The organism is Pseudomonas fungipugnans, from assembly GCF_029955235.1.
Classification (GTDB): domain Bacteria; phylum Pseudomonadota; class Gammaproteobacteria; order Pseudomonadales; family Pseudomonadaceae; genus Aquipseudomonas; species Aquipseudomonas fungipugnans.
On record NZ_JARBWL010000002.1, the window covers coordinates 932,608 to 950,457 of the forward strand.

The following is a 17,850-nucleotide window of genomic DNA, read 5'->3' on the forward strand; positions in this document are numbered from 1 at the left end:
TTGATTGTTCCGCCGGAAGGCTCTAGAACAAGTGTTTCCGGCGGGCGGTTTTGCACCGCGGTGGGTATTTTCGACCCACCGGCGCCTCGCAAAAGTGCGGATGCGGTAACGCGGGATGAGTCAATCGACACGGTGTTCGCCAGGTTTTTGCGTCTGGATCGGCCTTTTGATTAAACCTGCGGCGCATTTCCCAGTCGTAGACGTTATGCAAGGCCAGTAATGGCCTACCGTTTCATGTGTGCGTCGCAGTCGGCGCCCAGTCGTATTCAGGAGCCCTGTGCAATGACGCGCACTCAAAAAATAATGAGCTGGACCCTCGCCAGCCTGGTTGTGCTGCTGGCAGTGTTGGTGTTGGTCATCGTGTTCTTCGATTGGAACCGGATCAAACCCCCCCTCAACGCCAAAGTCTCTGAAGAGCTGCATCGACCATTCGCCATCAATGGCAATCTGGCGGTGGTGTGGCAGCGCGAGCCTGACGAAGGCGGCTGGCGGGCCTGGGTGCCGTGGCCGCATGTGGTGGCTGAAGACCTGACCCTCGGCAACCCGGACTGGTCTAAAAAGCCACAGATGGTCACGCTCAAGCGTGTCGAGTTGCGTATCTCGCCCCTGGCCCTGTTGGCCCGGCACGTAGTGATCCCGCGCATCGACCTTACCGAACCCAATGCCGACCTTCAGCGCCTGGCCGATGGCCGCGCCAACTGGACGTTCACATTCGACCCCAAGGACCCGAATGCCGAGCCCTCCAGTTGGGTGGTCGACATGGGTGCCATCGGGTTTGACAAGGGCCATGTCACCCTTGACGACCAGAGCCTGAAAACCCAACTCGATGTGCTGATCGACCCGCTGGGCAAACCGATTCCGTTCAGTGAAATTGTCGGCGACAAGGCGGCGAAAACCGCCTTGGACAAGGGTGGCGCACCTCAGGACTATGCGTTTGCGTTGAAGGTCAAAGGGCAGTACCACGCGCAGCAACTCGCCGGCCAAGGCAAGATCGGTGGCCTGCTGGCGCTGCAAGACGCAGCCAAGCCGTTTCCGTTGCAAGCGCAGGTGAAGATCGGCGATACCCGCGTCGAGCTGGCCGGTACCTTGACCGATCCGCTGAATCTGGGCGCCCTGGACCTGCGCCTGAAGCTCGCCGGCGCCAGTCTCGGCAACCTGTATCCACTGACCGGTGTCACCCTGCCGGACTCGCCGCCTTACGCCACCGACGGCCACCTGAGCGCCAAGTTGCATGACGCCGCTGGCGCGCAATTTCGCTATGACGATTTCAACGGCAAGATCGGCAGCAGTGATATCCACGGCAGTCTGGCCTACGTTGCAAGCCAGCCACGGCCCAAGCTCACTGGCACGTTAGTGTCCAATCAACTGCTGTTTGCCGACCTGGCGCCGCTGATCGGTGCCGATTCCAATGCCAAGCAGCAGGCACGTGGCGGCGCCAGCAAGCAACCGGCAGACAAGGTATTGCCGGTTGAGGAATTCAAGACTGACCGCTGGCGGGTGATGGATGCCGACGTCGAATTCACCGGCAAACGCATCGTGCACAGCGAAAAACTGCCGTTCAACGACCTCTATACCCATGTTGTGCTCACCGACGGCGTGCTCAGCCTCCAGCCCCTGCGTTTCGGCGTGGCCGGCGGCAAGCTTGACGCCCAGGTGCGCCTCGACGGCCACACCGAACCGCTGGAAGGCCAGGCCAAACTCACCGCGCGCGGGTTCAAGCTCAAGCAGTTGTTCCCGACCTTCGAGCCGATGAAAACCAGTTTTGGTGAACTCAACGGCGACGCCGACATTTCAGGCCGTGGCAATTCGGTGGCCAAATTACTGGGCAGCGCCAACGGCCGGCTGAAGATGCTGATCAACGACGGCGCCATCAGTCGCGAGCTGATGGAGCTGGCGGGGCTCAACGTCGGCAATTACATCGTCGGCAAAGTGTTTGGCGACAAGGAAGTGAAGATCAACTGCGCCGCCGCCGACTTTGACATCAAGACCGGCCTGGCGACCACGCGCCTGTTTGTCTTCGATACCGAGAACTCGATCGTCTACATTGACGGCTCGGCGAACATGGCCACCGAACAGCTGGACCTGACGATTACGCCCGAATCCAAAGGCTGGCGTTTGATTTCCCTGCGTTCGCCGCTCTACGTGCGAGGCACGTTCAGCAAGCCGGACGCGGGTGTCAAAGCCGTTCCGTTGATGTTGCGCGGTGCCGGGATGGTGGCACTGGGTGTGATTGCTGCACCGGCGGCGGGGCTATTGGCGTTGATTGCGCCGAGTGGCGGTGAGCCGAATCAGTGTGCCCCGTTGCTGGAACAGATGAAGGCGGGCAAGGCGCCGAAGACCGTGAAAGACTGATAGGTGTCTGAGCAGTGTTCAATCGCTCTCGCTCGAGAGCGATTGAACATGAACTCTGGCTATCGCCTTTCAATTAGCAGGTCGGCGCCTGAATGCGCAGCAAATCGGTTTCAATTTTGCTGCCGAGTTTTTTTATGACTTCGTTTCTCACCAGATTGGATTGGCGTCCATCCAGTGAGCTGCACAGAAGGTGCATGTTGGTTTTGCCGTTCTTGATAGCGTTCAATACCGGTTGGCCCAGAATGCTGGATGCTGTGGCGTCGGTGGTCTTGAAGGCAATTTGTAGAGTCAGCAGGGTTTTGTCGCTACGAACGATGGTCAGCAGCATGGTCGTCTGGAAAGGGACGCCTGTCATGACCCCGGCAGTGGCGCCCATATAGGGAGACGCGTTCGCTTTAAGCTTGTCGGTGATGGTCTTGATGACCACGGAGTCGACCGGCAGATTTTTCAGTTCAGAAAAGGCGTTGGCGAGCGTTTGTCTTTCAGGGTTTGGAAGAGCGCTTCCAGCACATTGAATGACGGTATTCAAGAGGGTTGTGTAGCTGAATTCAGTACGTTGCATCGTCCGGCTTTTACTGACCCAGGCTATTTTTTGTACCGTCTCGGTGTAAGTGGGCCATGAGACTTCTCGGTCATTGCTCGTCTTTGTTGCCAGCAGCTCAGCGAGCAAACTGGAATTTAAAATGTCACTTTTGAAATCGTCAGTTTGTGTGCCGCAAAAGATTGTTAGATTGCCGCTGACCAAGTAAGCGTCGTAGTGGGCTGTCATCGGGGTTGTACCTGCTCGAAGGTGAGTGCGCGATAGAGTGTTTAAATCGGCAATTTTTTGCCGATTTAAACACCCGCGAATTATTCAAAATCAGGCAGGTCAATAATGAGATTTTTTCTGGCTTCGGTGTACTTGTCGTATAATGTTTCGCTCAAGCGCGAGAACACTTTGTTGTCCAGATAAGTACGGACTGCCCCTGATTTTATGGTGGTGGACTGTTTGGTCGATTTCCAGAACAGGATGCCACGCGTGCTTTCCCGGGCATCAAGGGAGATGCAGTTCAGGATCATGTTCGGCTGGCCGCTGGTATCAATCCACACGGGTGCAATGTCGAACTTTGCCTGTGCCCCAAGTGTTTTATTGCGCTCGAAGAGCTGGATGGCGCCGGGATTGTTCTGCACGGCGGCGACCGCCTTTTGAGCCACATTTGCCAAGACTATGGCTGCGCTAGGGCCAATCAGTCCCGTCGCGATTTCCAGGGCGACTTGATCCATCGTCAAGCCGGTCTTTCTGATGGTGACGTCACGCAGATCCCTGTTTTGAATCACCCAGCCAAGTTTTGTCAGCCCGTCAACATAGTGTTTGTACCATTCGAAGAGTTGTTCATCCTTGGGGAATTTTTTGGTGGCGTCATTCTGCATGACTAACTTGCAAATATTGACGTCGTGAATAATATTTTTCGGCACGCCAGGAAGAAACGCATCCATCGTATCCGGCATGATGCTGGCGGTGGATTTATTGGTATCGTGCGGTGGGTTTTGTGTCGGGAATTGTTGTGTTTGAAAGGCGGATCTCGTCCTTGCTATCGGCATGGGCTCCAGAGAGTCAATGAATTCTAGACGTTCTTCAAGAAGCATGGAAGTATTCCTTTACTGGTTTATTTAAACAGCCGTCAGGGCTGTGGTTGTTAGAATAAGTCCATGGCGAGAAAAGTCTACGTGCGGGTTGTAACTTTAAATGAGGGTGAAGTTAACGGTCGGTTAAGCTTTATCGCAGTGTCAGTGCGATAAAGCTTTTATGGCAGTTATAAGTCTTTAAGGATATCCGCCATATCATCGGCATGTTCTTCTTCCTGGGCCAGGATATCTTCGAAGATGCGACGGGTAGTTGGGTCCTTTTCGCCGATGTACTGAATGATCTCGCGATAGCTGTCGATGGCGATTCGCTCGGCGACCAGGTCTTCGTAGACCATTTCCTTGAGGTCTTTGCCCGCCACGTATTGTGCATGGGAGTTTTTCGACAGCAGGTCAGGGTTGAACTCCGGTTCACCACCCAATTGCACGATGCGCTCGGCCAGACGATCAGCGTGTTCGGCTTCCTGATTGGCGTGTTCGAGGAATTCGTCGGCGGCGACGTGGGCTTTCAGGCCGTTGGCCATGAAATAGTGGCGCTTGTAGCGCAACACGCAGACCAGTTCGGTGGCCAGCGACTCGTTGAGCAGGCGCAGCACTTCTTCGCGGTCGGCGCTGTAGCTTTCGGTCACGGCACCGTTTTCGACGTTTTTGCGGGCCCGTTCGCGAAGGGTGGTTACATCAGACAAATGCATGTCGCTCATATCGATCTCCTAGAGGCTAATCCGGTTTGCGTCAAGGGTCTGAGCCCGTGATCGCTACTTAAGGTGTGAGTGATGAGCGAGGCAAAAAGTTTTATGTGATTTGGCCTGCGGTCTGCATTTGTTGACCTGAGTCATGCAAGGTGTGTCCTGAGATCCGCGGCCGGGGTGACCGGGTTGAAGTAAAGCGCCGGCAGCGGAGGTCACAGACGGGTCATCTACGCTGGGGATGCTTGGCTGATGTCTTGCATCCTGCCTTGCGTTATCTCACCGATTACAAGGATGTCCGCCCATGTCGCAAAGTTCTGCCACGCGCTATCCGCTGGTGCTGGTTCCGGGAATGCTCGGGTTTATCCGGTTGCTGCTCTATCCCTACTGGTACGGGATCATCTCGGCGTTGCGCCGGGGTGGGGCGACGGTGATCGCGGTGCAGGTGTCGCCGCTCAACTCAACCGAGGTGCGCGGCGAGCAGTTACTGGCGCGGATCGAGGAGATTGTGCGAGAGACCGGCGCGCAGAAGGTCAATCTGATCGGTCATAGTCAGGGCTCGCTCACCGCCCGATATGCAGCGGCAAAACGCCCGGATCGTGTGGCCTCGGTGACGTCGGTTGCCGGCCCCAATCACGGCTCGGAGCTGGCGGATTATCTGGAAAAGCACTATCCGGCCAACAGCGCCAAGGGCCGTGTGCTCGGGGTCGTATTGCGCGTGATCGGCGCGCTGATGAGCCTGCTGGAAACCGGCTATCGAGGGCCCAGACTGCCAGTGGATGTTCACGCCTCCCACGAATCCCTGACGACAGCAGGTGTGGCGCTGTTCAATCAGCGCTATCCGCAGGGCCTGCCCGGAACCTGGGGCGGGCACGGGCCGGAGGAGGTCAATGGGGTGCGCTATTACTCCTGGTCCGGGACCTTGCAGCCGGGCAAGACCGATCGCGGGGGCAATCTGTTCGATGGCACCAACCGCAGTTGCCGCCTGTTTGCCAGCACCTTTGTGCGCGAAGTGGGGCATTGCGACGGGATGGTCGGACGCTACAGCTCGCACTTGGGCACGGTGATTGGCGATGAGTATCCGATGGATCACTTCGACATCGTCAACCAGTCGCTGGGGCTGGTGGGAAAGGGGGCGGAGCCGGTGCGGTTGTTTGTCGAGCATGCGGCGCGGTTGAAACAGGTAGGGCTATAGACCGAGTTATCGTTCATCGCGGGCAACGCTGAGCTCCCACAGGGGAATGCATACCCCTGTGGGCGCGTGGCTTGCCCGCGAAGGCGTCAGCTCAGGCAACGCTGAGCTTGCGGCCCAACACGGTGGTCCAGCGCTCGGAAAGAATCACTCCGCCCAACGTCAATACCCCGCCTACCAGGTGGTACATCGCCAACTGCTCATGCAGCACCACCGCCGCAATCAGCGCAGTAATCAACGGCAGCAGGTTGAAAAACAGCGTGGTGCGGCTCGGCCCCAGGCGCACCACCGCTTGCATCCACGCCAATGGCGCGAGCATCGAAGCCAGCAGGCAGGCGTAGAGCACCAGCGGGATGTTCTGCAGCGTCGGGCCGATTTTAGGCGAGGCGACAAACATCGGAAACAACACCACCACGGCCACCAGCACCTGCAAGTACAACAGCACCAGCGGCGGCAACTTCAGCTGCCACTTCTTCAGCAGTGTGCTGTAGATCGCATAGGCCAGGGTGGCGATCAGCATCATCGCATCCCCCAGGTTCACCCCGTGTTCCAGCAACGCGCCAAGGCTGCCGGACGACACCACCACCAGCACCCCGGCGAACGACAACACGGCACCGGCCAAGGCGCCGGCGGTCAGGCGCTGGCCGAGGCTGACAATCGCCATGGCCAGTGACATCAACGGCATCAGCGACAAAATGATGCCCATGTTGGTGGCCGAGGTCAGGGTCGCGGCGAAATACGCCAGGCTCTGATACACCGCCATCCCCAGCACGCCGAGAATGAAGATCTTGCCCAGGTTCGGGCGGATCAGCGGCCAGTGGGCAATTACCGGCTTGAGCATGAATGGCGTGAACAGCAGGCCGGCGAGCAGCCAGCGATAAAAACCGATCTCGGCGGGGAAAATCGCCCCGACCGCCAGTTTGTTGATCACGGTGTTGCCAGCCCAGATGAAAATGGCCAGCAGCGGATAAGCGTATTGCATGAGGGAAAACCAGAACGTTGATGAAGGGTGATTATCCCCTGTCTGGATACAGGCCTATACTTCTATCCAGACAACCTGCATTGGACAACGGACAGCATGACCCGCAAACACATCGATCTGCTGGATTTCCACGAGCTGCCGGCCCCGGTGTACTTCCGTTATGCCGATTTCGAAACCCACGAATACGCCTCGGCCCATCGCCACCCGTGGGGCACGCTGGAGTATTCAGCCCACGGCGTGCTGCACATGGACATCGACGGCAGCCGCTTCATGTCGCCGCCGCAATACGCGGTGTGGGTGCCGCCGCAGACCGAGCACAGTTTCTACAGCAACCAGCCGATCAACTATCGGGCGGTGTGCCTGGCGCCACCGTTGTGCCGGGACTTGCCCGTGCAGGCCTGCACCCTGGCGATCAGCGACATTCTCAAGGCCATTCTCAAAGACTTTGCCGCCCGCGATGTGCAGATCCCCGAGCAGCCCGCCGACGTGCGTCTGGCGCAAGTGCTGGTGGATCAGCTGCAGCAGGCGCCGGTACACAACTGTTATTTGCCCTACGCCAGCAGCCCCGGACTGCTCGGGATACTGGAACGCATGCAGGCCGAACCCGGGGACAACCGGCCCCTGGCGGACTGGGCGGCGCAGATCCATGTCAGTGAACGCACCCTGGCCCGGCAGTTCGTGCGCGAGCTGGGCATGAGTTTCGGCGAGTGGCGCCAGCGCCTGCGTTTTCTGGCGGCCATCGAGGCACTGGCCAGTTCGCGCAGTATTCAGGAGATCGCGTTCGACCTCGGTTACAGCACCGGCTCGGCATTTATCGCGATGTTTCAACGCCAGGCCGGCAGCACGCCGGAGCAGTATCGGCGCAGTCATTTGCACGGCAGGAAGGTGTAACAGGCTTTGACTACACTTCAGGGCGAGGTCGTGCCGATCGGTGCGGCGACAAGGAGAAAACTCCATGAAGATGTTGCGTGTCCCTTTGTTGATGATCGGTTTGCTGCTCTGCTCCCAGGGCTTCGCCGCCACTGCCCAACAGAACAAAATGACCACCTGCAATGCCGACGCCACCGCCAAGAGTCTCAAGGGCGATGAGCGCAAAACATTCATGAGCACGTGCCTCAAAGCCACGCCGGCCGCCAATGACGCCAAGACCCTGACCCCGCAGCAGCAGAAGATGAAAGACTGCAATGCAACGGCCGGCACCCAGAAACTGACCGGGGATGCACGCAAGACGTTCATGAGTACTTGCCTGAAGAAACAATAAGCCGAGGGGAGATTTGTAGTGTCCTTGCTGGCCCCCTCGCGAGCCTGCTCGCGAAGGGGCCAGCAAGGCCGTCGCAAAAAACCGCCTGAGCACCCGACCAAGGTAGGCCTGCACAATCCCTAGTGCTGACATCGGAACGCTGGCAGACTGCCAATCCTTTTACGCCGTTCGTTTTGAGGCTGTATGCCAACGTTTTCTCAGCGTCACGTATTGCTGTTGGTCAGTTGGGTGATCATTTTTGGTGGGCTGTTGCTGGTGTTGCCGCTGCGATTGCTGCCGAGCCTGATGGCCGGCCTGCTGGTGTTCGAACTGGTCAACATGCTCACCCCGCAACTGCAACGGCTGATCGAGGGTCGGCGCGCCCGCTGGCTGGCGGTGGCGCTGCTGGGCACGCTGGTGGTCAGCGTGCTGGCGCTGATCTTTGCCGGTGCGATCAGCTTCCTGCTGCACGAGGCGGAAAACCCGGGCGCTTCCCTCGACAAATTCATGGGCGTGGTTGATCGCGCTCGCGGTCAGTTGCCGCCGTTCATCGACGCCTACCTGCCGGCCAGCGCCGCCGAGTTCCGGGTGGCCATTGGCGACTGGTTGACCAAACACCTGAGCGACCTGCAACTGGTGGGCAAGGACGCGGCGCACATGTTCGTGACGCTGCTGATCGGCATGGTGCTGGGGGCGATCATCGCCTTGCAACGGGTGCCGGACCTGACCAAGCGCAAGCCGTTGGCCGCCGCATTGTTCGACCGCTTGCACTTGTTGGTGCAGGCGTTCCGCAACATCGTCTTCGCCCAGATCAAGATCTCGCTGCTCAACACCTTCTTCACCGGCATCTTCCTGGCGGTGATTCTGCCGATGTTCGGCATCAAGCTGCCGCTGACCAAAACCCTGATCGTGCTGACGTTCCTGTTGGGCCTGCTGCCGGTGATTGGCAACCTGATGTCCAACACCCTGATCACCATCGTCGGTTTGTCGCTGTCGATCTGGGTCGCCGTGGCGGCGCTGGGTTATCTGATCTTCATCCACAAGCTCGAATACTTTCTCAACGCACGCATCGTCGGCGGGCAGATCAGCGCCAAGTCCTGGGAGTTGCTGTTGGCAATGCTGGTGTTCGAGGCCGCATTCGGCCTGCCGGGCGTGGTGGCGGGGCCGATTTATTATGCGTATCTGAAGAGCGAGTTGAAGCAGATCGGGATGGTTTGATCTGCTGGAGATGTGTCGCTTGAGCTGACGCCTTCGCGAGCAGGCTCGCTCCCACAGGGAAACGCATTCCAATGTGGGAGCGAGCCTTGGTTTCGGATCAGTCCATCGTGCCGTAGCGCTTGTTGGCCTCGATTGCCAGTCCGCTGCCGATGCTGCCAAAGATATTCCCTTCCACATGCTGCGCCTTGGGCAGCATTGCCGAAATGCTGTTGCGCAGCGCCGGAATCCCGCTCGAACCACCGGTGAAGAACACCGTATCGACCTGATCGACCCGCACATTGGCGTCGGTCAGCAATTTGGTGACGCTGTTGCGCACACGCTCCAGCAGGTTGTCGATGGCCGACTCGAACAGTGCCCGGGTCAGTTCCACGCTCAGGCCTGGCTCGATGCGGTCCAGCGGCACGTGGCGGGTGTCGGCGTGGGTCAGCTGGATCTTGGTTTCTTCCACTTCCATCGCCAGCCAGTGACCGGCGCGCTGGTCGATCAGCTTGAACAGACGGTCGATGCCGCCGGTGTCTTCGATGTCGTAGCGCATGCTGCCCAGGGCCAGGGTCGACTTCTGCGAGTAGACCGAGTTGATGGTGTGCCAGGTCGCCAGGTTCATGTGGTGGCTGGTCGGCATGTAGGCGCCGCTCTTCATGCGGCTGCCGTAGCCGAACAGCGGCATCAGGCCTTGCAGGCTCAACTGTTTGTCGAAGTCGGTCCCGCCGATGTGCACGCCGCCAGTGGCGAGGATGTCGTCGTGGCGGTTGTCGTGGGTACGACGTTCGGGGGACAGGCGCACCAGCGAGAAGTCGGACGTACCACCGCCGATGTCGACGATCAGCACCAGCTCTTCTTTTTCGATGGTCGATTCATAGTCGAAGGCGGCCGCAATCGGCTCGTACTGAAACGACACGTCCTTGAAGCCGATGGCGCGGGCCACGTCCACGAGGGTGTTTTCGGCTTCCTGGTCAGCCAGTTCGTCGTCATCGACGAAAAACACCGGGCGGCCCAGTACCACTTCTTCGAATTCACGACCGGCGGCGGCTTCAGCGCGCTTCTTCAACTGGCCGATGAACAGGCCCAGCAGGTCCTTGAACGGCATCGCCGTGCCCAGCACGCTGGTGTCATGCTTGATCAGCTTGGAGCCCAGCAGGCTCTTGAGCGAGCGCATCAGCCGGCCTTCATAGCCTTCCAGGTACTCGTGCAGCGCCAGGCGGCCGTACACCGGGCGGCGTTCTTCCATGTTGAAGAAGACCACCGAAGGCAGGGTGATCTTGTCGTCCTCCAGCGCAATCAGCGTTTCCATGCCGGGGCGCAGCCAGCCGACGGTGGAGTTGGACGTGCCAAAGTCGATACCGCAGGCACGGGCTGGGGATGCGTTTTTCATGTCTTTCGAGTTCCGGTTAAAAAACGGCCGCGCAGTGTATGCCACTGCGGCACAGATTCGAAGGCCGACTATCCGCTAAATCGCAGCGGTTAGCGCCTTGTAAAGACCGCGCCATGCCCCAAACTTGTCAGCATTGAGCCAGGCAGCCACAGGACGGACGCAAGAACCGCCTTTCGCTGCCGATAAACTTTTGATGCGCTACCCGGTCACAGCTTGAGATCGGTCAACCCAACGGCTGCTAATCAGCGCATGCTGGCGGCAGTGGCGCGACTTTGATAACGGATGGTGATTCCCGCGATGGATTTCAAAGACTATTACAAGATTCTCGGTGTGGAACCGACCGCAGACGATAAGACCATCAAGGCCGCTTATCGCAAACTCGCGCGCAAATACCACCCCGACGTCAGCAAGGAAAAGGACGCCGAGGCCAAGTTCAAGGACGCTTCGGAAGCCTATGAGGCGCTGAAAAGTGCCGACAAGCGCGCCGAATACGACGACTTGCGCAAATACGGCCAGCACGGCCAGCCGTTCCAGGGCCCGCCAGGCTGGCAGGGACGTGGTGCCGGTGGGGCAGGTGGTTTCGGTGGTGGCCAGGACTCGGGCGATTTTTCGGACTTCTTCAGTTCGATTTTCGGCAACCGGGGTCCGGGGTTCGGTGGTGGGCAATCTCGTAGCGCCGGTCGCCGAGGGCAAGACGTGGAAATGGAATTAGCGATTTTTCTGGAAGAGACCCTCTCGAACGAATCGAAGAAGGTCAGCTTCCAGGTGCCGCAGTACAACGCGGCTGGCCAGCATGTGAGCAACACCAGCAAGAGCCTGAACGTGAAAATCCCCGCTGGCGTGACCGACGGCGAGCGCATCCGCCTCAAGGGCCAAGGCGCACCGGGAATTGGCGGCGGCGCCAATGGCGACCTGTTCCTGATCATCCGTTTTGCCCCGCACCCGAAATTCGATGTCGAGGGCGAAAACCTGATCATCACCCTGCCGCTGGCCCCCTGGGAACTGGCGCTGGGCGCGGAAGTCGCGGTGCCGACCCTCACCGGCAAGATCAACCTCAAGGTCCCGGCCGGCAGCCAGAACGGCCAGCGCATGCGCGCCAAGGGCCACGGTTTGATGAACAAGAAGGGCGAACGCGGTTACCTCTTCGTGCAGCTCAAGGCCATCATGCCCAAGGCCGCAGACGACGAGACCAAGGCGTTGTGGCAGGAACTGGCGAAGAAAGCCGCTTTCGACCCGCGCGAGAACTTCTGATCCGAGAAACGGAGTAGCCAAACATGAGCAGCCCCCTGATCGTTCAACTGGACATGGCAGAATTCTGTGAGGCGACCGACCTGTCGGACGTCTACGTGATCGAAATCGTCGAACACGGCATCCTCGAACCTCAGGGCGCACTGCCCAAGGACTGGCGTTTCAACGATTACGAGTTGGTCCTGGCCAAACGTGCCGCCAAGCTGCGGCGCGACCTGGAACTGGAATGGGAAGGCGTTGCCCTGGCGCTGGACCTGCTTGAAGAGGTCCAGCAGCTGCGAGCCGAGAACCGGATGCTGAAGCAGCGGTTGGGGCGGTTGGTGGTGGAGTAGTTTTCGCTGGAAGCCATGCGCGCACAACAGCTGCGATGGGCCGCAACCGTCGCGGTATATAGTTACCGCCAGCGTCACAGTTACGCTGGTTAAGTTGATGCCTTGATCTTTCATCAAGGTATTTTTCAAATGACCGATTTATCCCCGATTCCTGCCACCGCAGGCGAGCAGGGACAGCACTATGAACTTCTCAAACGTGCCGTTCCTGCCTGTCTCGTCAATGCCGCGCCACAGCGGCGCGCAGCGCTCAGGCAGACACGCCCTGTCATCCCGAACTGGTATGGCGCACTCAGTGCATCCGATCGTGATGTGTTGAACCGTGACCTGGATGCCAAGTGTCACTCACAGAACGAGCTCGACAAGTCGATGCTCAAAATCCAGGAGATTAATGATTTTGCAGCGCCGTTACTCACGGCCGCATTGGTCGCAGCGGGGCATGCGCTGGATGTGGAGCATGTTTTCCTGCGGCTTTATATCCCGATAGAAGACAGCTTTGGCCGAAAGACCGATGGCTACAGGGTCAAGACATTTTCTTTGTTGCAGGCAGCCCTGAACAATTTCGAGGAACAGGAAACAACAGCCGGCTTTTTCGACGCGGCTTGCGGGTTCGTCACTCCGCCCAATGCACTCGGCCACTTCGAGCGCCATCCGGCCACGCTCAAGCTCGAAGACTTTGCCCGCCTGTGCCGCACGCTTGATCTGGGTAGCCAGTACCAGCAGCACCTCAAAACCTTTCTACGCCCGGACCAAGTGGTTTCGCAAAACCTGTTACGCACCCGCTACATCACCCACCAGAAAGATGCCTTCACCGCGGCTGCCCGCCTGGCGCTATTCAAGAAAGATATCGGCGAGGACGATTTCAAGCTGTTGATGCGCGTGGTCAGTGGCGAAAAAAAGATAATGGTTGGCGACAAACAGGTCTGGTATCGCACCCCGAGCATGATAAATCTCGATCTGCGCGGGTGTGTGATTATCGACCCCTGTGTCAAATACCAATATTCGGACTGGTTCATCGCCTATATCCCTGACGACCCCGAACATCCGATCAAGCGTTACGAAAATTTCCAGGCTTTTCGTCAGGAGCTGACTCGCCAACTTACCGCGTACCCGGTGCAGCCGATGGGCCGCCAGCCCCAGTCCGGGCCTGCCGGTTATCAGGTTTTTCTCAGCCGTTTTGTCGCGCAAAAAAATCGTCCCTACTATTACCGTCGCTTCACCAAGACGATGACGGATGCACCTTCCGAACCCTGGCTGATTAACTGGTTGCGCTCCGAGCAGGGCGCCTTTTGGGCGGACCTGCTGGCGCCTGATTACGTGCGTTCGCCGATCAGTTCGATTCTGGGGAATGCGCATCACACCAGTCGGGTGCCGGTCGAAGGCCCGAACCTGAATATCAATGCCTATTCCATAAAAGGTGGCATATGGGCGGAGGACGTCGACCTGTGGGACACACTCTACGAAGGCCTGCGCGATCAGGTATTTGAAGATGCCCGGACACTCGCGGTGTCCACGGTTGATGCGGATGACGCCAGCCACTCCAGGCGTCTGTCGCATTACCTGAGCATCGGCCTTCTGGTTGTGGGCACGGTATCGATGGTGGTGCCGCCGCTCGGCGAAGTCATGTTGGTGGCCACGCTCGGACAGCTGATGTACGAGGCATTTGAGGGCGCTATCGAACTCGGCGAAGGCGACAGGGAAGCCGCCTGGTCTCATATAACCGATGTTGTGGAAAACCTGGCGATGCTGGCGGTGGGTGCTGCGGCGTTTCACTTCGTGACGTCGCCCGCTGTAGAAAGCATGAAGCCGGTCCGCCTGCCTGATGGCAAGACGCGCTTGTGGAAACCGGATCTCAAACCCTATGAGCGCAATATCGAGTTACCCGCCAGTTCGAGCGCGGACAGCGACGGGTTGCTGCGTCGCAACGGCGATCAGGTGTTAACACTTGGCGACAAACATTTTGTGCTGGGGGACGATCCTCTTCCCGGGGCGTATCGCGTTCAGCACCCTGTGCGTGCCGACGCCTATCAACCTGAAGTGCGTACCAACGGTGACGGGGTCTGGGTGCATGAGGCCGAGGCTCCACGAAGCTGGGAAGGCACGGCCCTGATGCGTCGTCTGGGCCCTGTGGTGGAGGGATTCAGCGACACGCAGTTGGAACGGATTCGAATGTCCAGCGGCATCGAAGAGGGTTTGCTTCGACGAATGTATGTCGAGACAGAGCGCACCCCGTCGATCCTGCAGGAAACGGCGGACCGAAATCGTGCCTATGACAACGCGGTGAGCGTAGGGCGGCAGATTGCCGAAGGGCAAATGACTGACGAGCTGTCCGGGTACGCCGCGACATTGATGGTCGAGTTACCGGATTGGCCTGTGGGCAGGGGCATTGAAGTGTTCAATGCTCAAGCCGGGAGCGATGTACCGATTCAGTATTACACCGGGGACCGTACCGATCCTGCTCCGATCCGCATCAGCCAGACCGAACTCAAGGGCGGCGGTTTGCCCGGTCGAATCGTTGACAGCCTGAGTGACGATCAACTCAAGAAACTGCTGGGTGGTCAGTACCTGGAGCGAGGCACTGAGTTGCGCACTGTGGCCTTGAAAAACCGCTTGGCAGAAAGCGCCGTACGCCACCGTACGCGCCTGTTCCGCAGCCTCAACAGCGAGCCGAAACGCCCGGCTGACCCCGCTGTCCAGCTCATACAGCGTGATTTCAAGCGACTGTCCACGCGTATGGCGCGGCAAGTGTTGAGCGATGCCACGACGGCTGAGCTGGAGATCATTCGCACCCGCGAAAAGATTCCCTTGCGCCTGGCTCAAGTGGCGCGCCAGTGGCAAAACGAAATACGCCTGACGCAGGCCTACGAAGGTCTCTACCTGCCAGAACTGGCCGGGCCGGATACCGAGGCCCTGGCGCTGAACACACTGCAGCGTTTGCCTGGCTGGAAGAACGAACTGCGTATTGAAATACGTGAGGCAACGCTCAACGGTCCGTTACGAGCCAGTTACGGCCCGCAGCAGGCGAGCAGCCACAAAGTATTGGTTCACCTCGGCGAGGGGAAATATCAGGCCTTCGACGCCCAGGGCACTGAGTTGCACGGTGCCAACGGTCTTTACGGCTCGATCCAGCATGCCTTGACCGACCGTCATCGCCTGTCGATTGGCTTGCCACATGTCGGCCAGGGCGAGACGCTTCAAGGGCTGATTGTGCAACAGGCATTGCCTCGTGGGGCATTGCGTCAGGTGTTGGGTATCGCGCCGGCTCGTCTGCCATTTTTCAGGCCGCCGCACCGCTTTCCGGGCGGTAAACGAGGCTATCCGTTGAGTGGGCGGGGGACGGGGGGGCGCAGAGGGATAATCGAGGAGCGGGTACGCACGCTCTACCCCAATATTACTGACGCAGAACTCACCGAGTACCTGCTGAGCAAGCCCCTGGAAGATGATCGCTGGCTCAAGGCGCTGGAGGCCGAATACAAGGCGCTCGATCATGGGCTACGGCTTTGGTACTGGGGTGGCGCCCAGGACGCCGAATCGCTGAGCGCCAAGAAGGAGTTCCTGAACGCCATCCGGCTTGCCTGGCAAGCGTCCGCCGACGACGATATCGATGCTGTCGGACGTTATCGCGGGCAAAAAATCCAGTTGGAGGGGGAAGGGCTGGGGCCTTATCTGGAAACGCTGTCGGTCTTGCCTGGCAACTTCGATCATGTGACCGCCTTGAACCTTCAGGGCATCGGATTGACGGACCGCGGGACTGTTTTTTTGTCGACGTTCAGCAAGCTGCGATCCCTGGAGCTTGATATGAATGAGCTGACCCGTTTGCCGGAAGCCGTCGGGAAGATGCCGCATCTCGAAGTCCTGGGGCTCAGCGACAACGAGGTGGTGCTGACGAGCGAGACTGCCCGGCAGATCAGGGATCTGCGCCGAATGACCAGCCTGTCACTGGATGGCAACCCGCTGGGGCAGGCGCCTGATATCACTCTCATGTACCAGCTGCACTTGTTACGTTTGGCCGACACCGGGCTGAACCGCTGGCCCGTCGGGATTTTTTCCAGGCCAAGATCCCACCGCTTCATTCTGGACCTGACGGCCAACGCCATTACCGAAATACCTGATGTGGCGCCGGGCTCTGAGCGCGCGCAGATCCTTGCCAGAACGGCAGTGAGCCGCGAATTGCTGTCACCGCAGGCCCTGGACAGGCTCAACCTGTATATCGAATCGGTTGGCCTTGAACCCGAGCGTCATTTCCCGCCCCGAGGAACTCAAGACAGTGCCCACTGGATGGATGGGCTGACGCATCTGGAATGGACACAGAAGCAACCTCTCTGGGACGCGCTCGAAGAAACCCATGGCAGCGAGCCGTTTTTCAATGAAATTCGGAAGTTGAGCGAGTCCGCTGATGCGTTGACTCCCGCCTCCAGGCCAGACCTCACGCTCAAGGTCTGGCGCATGCTGGAGGCCATGGCCGAGGATACCGGGCTGCGTGAAAACCTGTTTCAGATGGCCAGGGCACCCACGCGCTGCGTTGATGGCGGTGCGCATTTGTTCGGCTCCATGGGCGTCGAGGTTTTGTTGCACGAGGCCTGTGCGATTTCCGATGCAGCCTTGAGGAAAGCCGAGCTTCTGAAGCTTGCCAAGGGCAAGTCGCGACTGGATGAGTTGGCCCGAATCGGCAACGCAAGAGTGGCTGATTTATTGGCCGGGGGGGGGCGTTGTCTGCCCGAGTACAATGAGGACGGGCATCTAGTTGCACAGTTTGATGACCGGGGAAATGAGCGGCTTCCCATCGATGTGGTAGAGGTTCACATGGTCTACCTGACACGGCTTGGCAGTCGGCTCGATCTGCCATGGCAACCCGGGAACATGATGTTCGCTGAGCCGGATGTGACGCCCCTGATGGTGGAGGACGCCTATAACCACGTTCTGATACTGGAGGAGGGTGACCTGTTGCGCGAGAACGTCCTCGACCAGACGTTCTGGGTCGAGTATCTGGAGGGCGCCAACCCCGACGCATACAAAGCAGTGGACGCCAAGAATGATGCCTTGCTCAGCTTGCTCGAAGCGCAGCAAGAATGGGCTGATAACGGAGGCTTGTCTGCGCAGCAAAAACAGGACTTGCGCAACACCATCGAGACATCGGCCGCGCTGCTGGGCATACCGGCAGCAGATGTCAGTCCCGGCAAGGTCATGAGTAACGCAGATTATTTTGCTTATTCGGGTCGTCTGGGAGAAGAAAGGAAAAACATTCTCCGTGGTCTGACGGACGAGGCAATGGGACGAGGTCAGAGCCAGTCTTGAAAACATCACCAATCTGAGGGGATTTTCTCGGTGACTTGATAGTGACCCTGAACTTGTGGCGTAGGGACTCATCCCCTCGCCACAGATCACCCATCGAAAAACACAGTCTTCAGCCCGAGATATTCCTGGGCGCTTTCATGCTCAAGTAGCCATTGCTCAAACATGAGCGTCTTGGGTGGTACTTATCTATATTCGGGGTTTCAATTATTGAAGTGTTTCGCCAGTGCAACGACCCTAAGTCACAGGTTTTTGAATTGCTGAAAGTCAAGCCTCTCCGCTAGCCTGAACATTCAAATAATCACGGATGATTGTT

13 protein-coding genes are annotated in these 17,850 nt (G+C 58.7%); 8 read left to right on the top strand and 5 right to left on the bottom strand.

All coding sequences use genetic code 11. From position 1 onward, the window contains the following. Window positions 1–282 precede the first annotated feature (282 nt). On the top strand, window positions 283–2,352 hold the full coding sequence (locus POF45_RS19110) for an AsmA family protein (RefSeq protein WP_259498844.1): 2,070 nt from the start codon (window positions 283–285) through the stop codon (window positions 2,350–2,352). Between the two features lie 73 nt (window positions 2,353–2,425). On the opposite strand, the gene POF45_RS19115 is transcribed toward POF45_RS19110, so the two are convergent. The 3 genes from POF45_RS19115 to POF45_RS19125 form a co-directional block, all read right to left on the bottom strand. Then, window positions 2,426–3,121, bottom strand: coding sequence for a hypothetical protein (locus tag POF45_RS19115; RefSeq protein ID WP_282316410.1), 696 nt, complete (start codon window positions 3,119–3,121; stop codon window positions 2,426–2,428). An 80-nt stretch (window positions 3,122–3,201) separates the two neighbouring features. Beyond that, on the bottom strand, window positions 3,202–3,978 hold the full coding sequence (locus POF45_RS19120) for a hypothetical protein (protein WP_282316411.1): 777 nt from the start codon (window positions 3,976–3,978) through the stop codon (window positions 3,202–3,204). A 167-nt stretch (window positions 3,979–4,145) separates the two neighbouring features. After that, the gene (locus tag POF45_RS19125; RefSeq protein WP_259498849.1) at window positions 4,146–4,676 is read right to left on the bottom strand and encodes a ferritin-like domain-containing protein; all 531 of its coding nucleotides are present in this window, start codon (window positions 4,674–4,676) and stop codon (window positions 4,146–4,148) included. 289 nt (window positions 4,677–4,965) lie between these two features. On the opposite strand from POF45_RS19125, the gene POF45_RS19130 reads away from it, so the two are divergent. Then, window positions 4,966–5,856, top strand: a complete 891-nt coding sequence (locus tag POF45_RS19130) for an esterase/lipase family protein (protein WP_282316412.1) — start codon at window positions 4,966–4,968, stop codon at window positions 5,854–5,856. A 91-nt stretch (window positions 5,857–5,947) separates the two neighbouring features. Here the strand turns inward: POF45_RS19130 and POF45_RS19135 are convergent, their stop codons facing one another. Beyond that, window positions 5,948–6,835, bottom strand: a complete 888-nt coding sequence (locus POF45_RS19135) for a DMT family transporter (RefSeq protein WP_259498854.1) — start codon at window positions 6,833–6,835, stop codon at window positions 5,948–5,950. Window positions 6,836–6,931: 96 nt separating this feature from the next. Between POF45_RS19135 and POF45_RS19140 the strand changes: the two genes are divergently transcribed. The 3 genes from POF45_RS19140 to POF45_RS19150 all read left to right on the top strand — a co-directional run bounded on the left by POF45_RS19140 (window position 6,932) and on the right by POF45_RS19150 (window position 9,293). Continuing rightward, window positions 6,932–7,726 carry an AraC family transcriptional regulator gene (locus POF45_RS19140; protein WP_259498856.1) on the top strand — a complete coding sequence of 265 codons (795 nt, stop codon included), beginning with the start codon at window positions 6,932–6,934 and terminating at the stop codon, window positions 7,724–7,726. A 64-nt stretch (window positions 7,727–7,790) separates the two neighbouring features. Next, window positions 7,791–8,096, top strand: a complete 306-nt coding sequence (locus POF45_RS19145; RefSeq protein ID WP_259498858.1) for a PsiF family protein — start codon at window positions 7,791–7,793, stop codon at window positions 8,094–8,096. 183 nt (window positions 8,097–8,279) lie between these two features. Then, window positions 8,280–9,293, top strand: a complete 1,014-nt coding sequence (locus tag POF45_RS19150; protein ID WP_282316413.1) for an AI-2E family transporter — start codon at window positions 8,280–8,282, stop codon at window positions 9,291–9,293. Window positions 9,294–9,390: 97 nt separating this feature from the next. Here POF45_RS19150 and POF45_RS19155 read toward each other — a convergent pair whose 3' ends face one another. Then, on the bottom strand, window positions 9,391–10,665 hold the full coding sequence (locus POF45_RS19155) for an Hsp70 family protein (protein ID WP_259498862.1): 1,275 nt from the start codon (window positions 10,663–10,665) through the stop codon (window positions 9,391–9,393). A 297-nt stretch (window positions 10,666–10,962) separates the two neighbouring features. On the opposite strand from POF45_RS19155, the gene POF45_RS19160 reads away from it, so the two are divergent. The 3 genes from POF45_RS19160 (at window position 10,963) to POF45_RS19170 (ending at window position 17,537) form a co-directional block, all read left to right on the top strand. Beyond that, window positions 10,963–11,916 carry a DnaJ C-terminal domain-containing protein gene (locus POF45_RS19160; protein WP_259498863.1) on the top strand — a complete coding sequence of 318 codons (954 nt, stop codon included), beginning with the start codon at window positions 10,963–10,965 and terminating at the stop codon, window positions 11,914–11,916. A gap of 23 nt (window positions 11,917–11,939) precedes the next feature. After that, a complete protein-coding gene (locus POF45_RS19165) occupies window positions 11,940–12,245 on the top strand; it encodes a chaperone modulator CbpM (RefSeq protein ID WP_201189431.1) in 306 nt (101 codons plus the stop codon). A 129-nt stretch (window positions 12,246–12,374) separates the two neighbouring features. Next, entirely contained in the window at window positions 12,375–17,537 is a 5,163-nt protein-coding gene (locus POF45_RS19170) for a dermonecrotic toxin domain-containing protein (protein ID WP_282316414.1), read from the top strand. Window positions 17,538–17,850: the final 313 nt, after the last annotated feature.

What these genes read in the sequence shown, in the direction of transcription:
- POF45_RS19120 (WP_282316411.1), bottom strand. Translation starts at nt 3,978, where the DNA reads ATGCTTCTTGAAGAACGTCTAGAATTCATTGACTCTCTGGAGCCCATG.
- POF45_RS19130 (WP_282316412.1), top strand. Translation starts at nt 4,966, where the DNA reads ATGTCGCAAAGTTCTGCCACGCGCTATCCGCTGGTGCTGGTTCCGGGA.
- POF45_RS19125 (WP_259498849.1), bottom strand. Translation starts at nt 4,676, where the DNA reads ATGAGCGACATGCATTTGTCTGATGTAACCACCCTTCGCGAACGGGCC.
- POF45_RS19160 (WP_259498863.1), top strand. Translation starts at nt 10,963, where the DNA reads ATGGATTTCAAAGACTATTACAAGATTCTCGGTGTGGAACCGACCGCA.
- POF45_RS19140 (WP_259498856.1), top strand. Translation starts at nt 6,932, where the DNA reads ATGACCCGCAAACACATCGATCTGCTGGATTTCCACGAGCTGCCGGCC.
- POF45_RS19155 (WP_259498862.1), bottom strand. Translation starts at nt 10,665, where the DNA reads ATGAAAAACGCATCCCCAGCCCGTGCCTGCGGTATCGACTTTGGCACG.
- POF45_RS19170 (WP_282316414.1), top strand. Translation starts at nt 12,375, where the DNA reads ATGACCGATTTATCCCCGATTCCTGCCACCGCAGGCGAGCAGGGACAG.
- POF45_RS19145 (WP_259498858.1), top strand. Translation starts at nt 7,791, where the DNA reads ATGAAGATGTTGCGTGTCCCTTTGTTGATGATCGGTTTGCTGCTCTGC.
- POF45_RS19135 (WP_259498854.1), bottom strand. Translation starts at nt 6,835, where the DNA reads ATGCAATACGCTTATCCGCTGCTGGCCATTTTCATCTGGGCTGGCAAC.
- POF45_RS19110 (WP_259498844.1), top strand. Translation starts at nt 283, where the DNA reads ATGACGCGCACTCAAAAAATAATGAGCTGGACCCTCGCCAGCCTGGTT.
- POF45_RS19165 (WP_201189431.1), top strand. Translation starts at nt 11,940, where the DNA reads ATGAGCAGCCCCCTGATCGTTCAACTGGACATGGCAGAATTCTGTGAG.
- POF45_RS19150 (WP_282316413.1), top strand. Translation starts at nt 8,280, where the DNA reads ATGCCAACGTTTTCTCAGCGTCACGTATTGCTGTTGGTCAGTTGGGTG.
- POF45_RS19115 (WP_282316410.1), bottom strand. Translation starts at nt 3,121, where the DNA reads ATGACAGCCCACTACGACGCTTACTTGGTCAGCGGCAATCTAACAATC.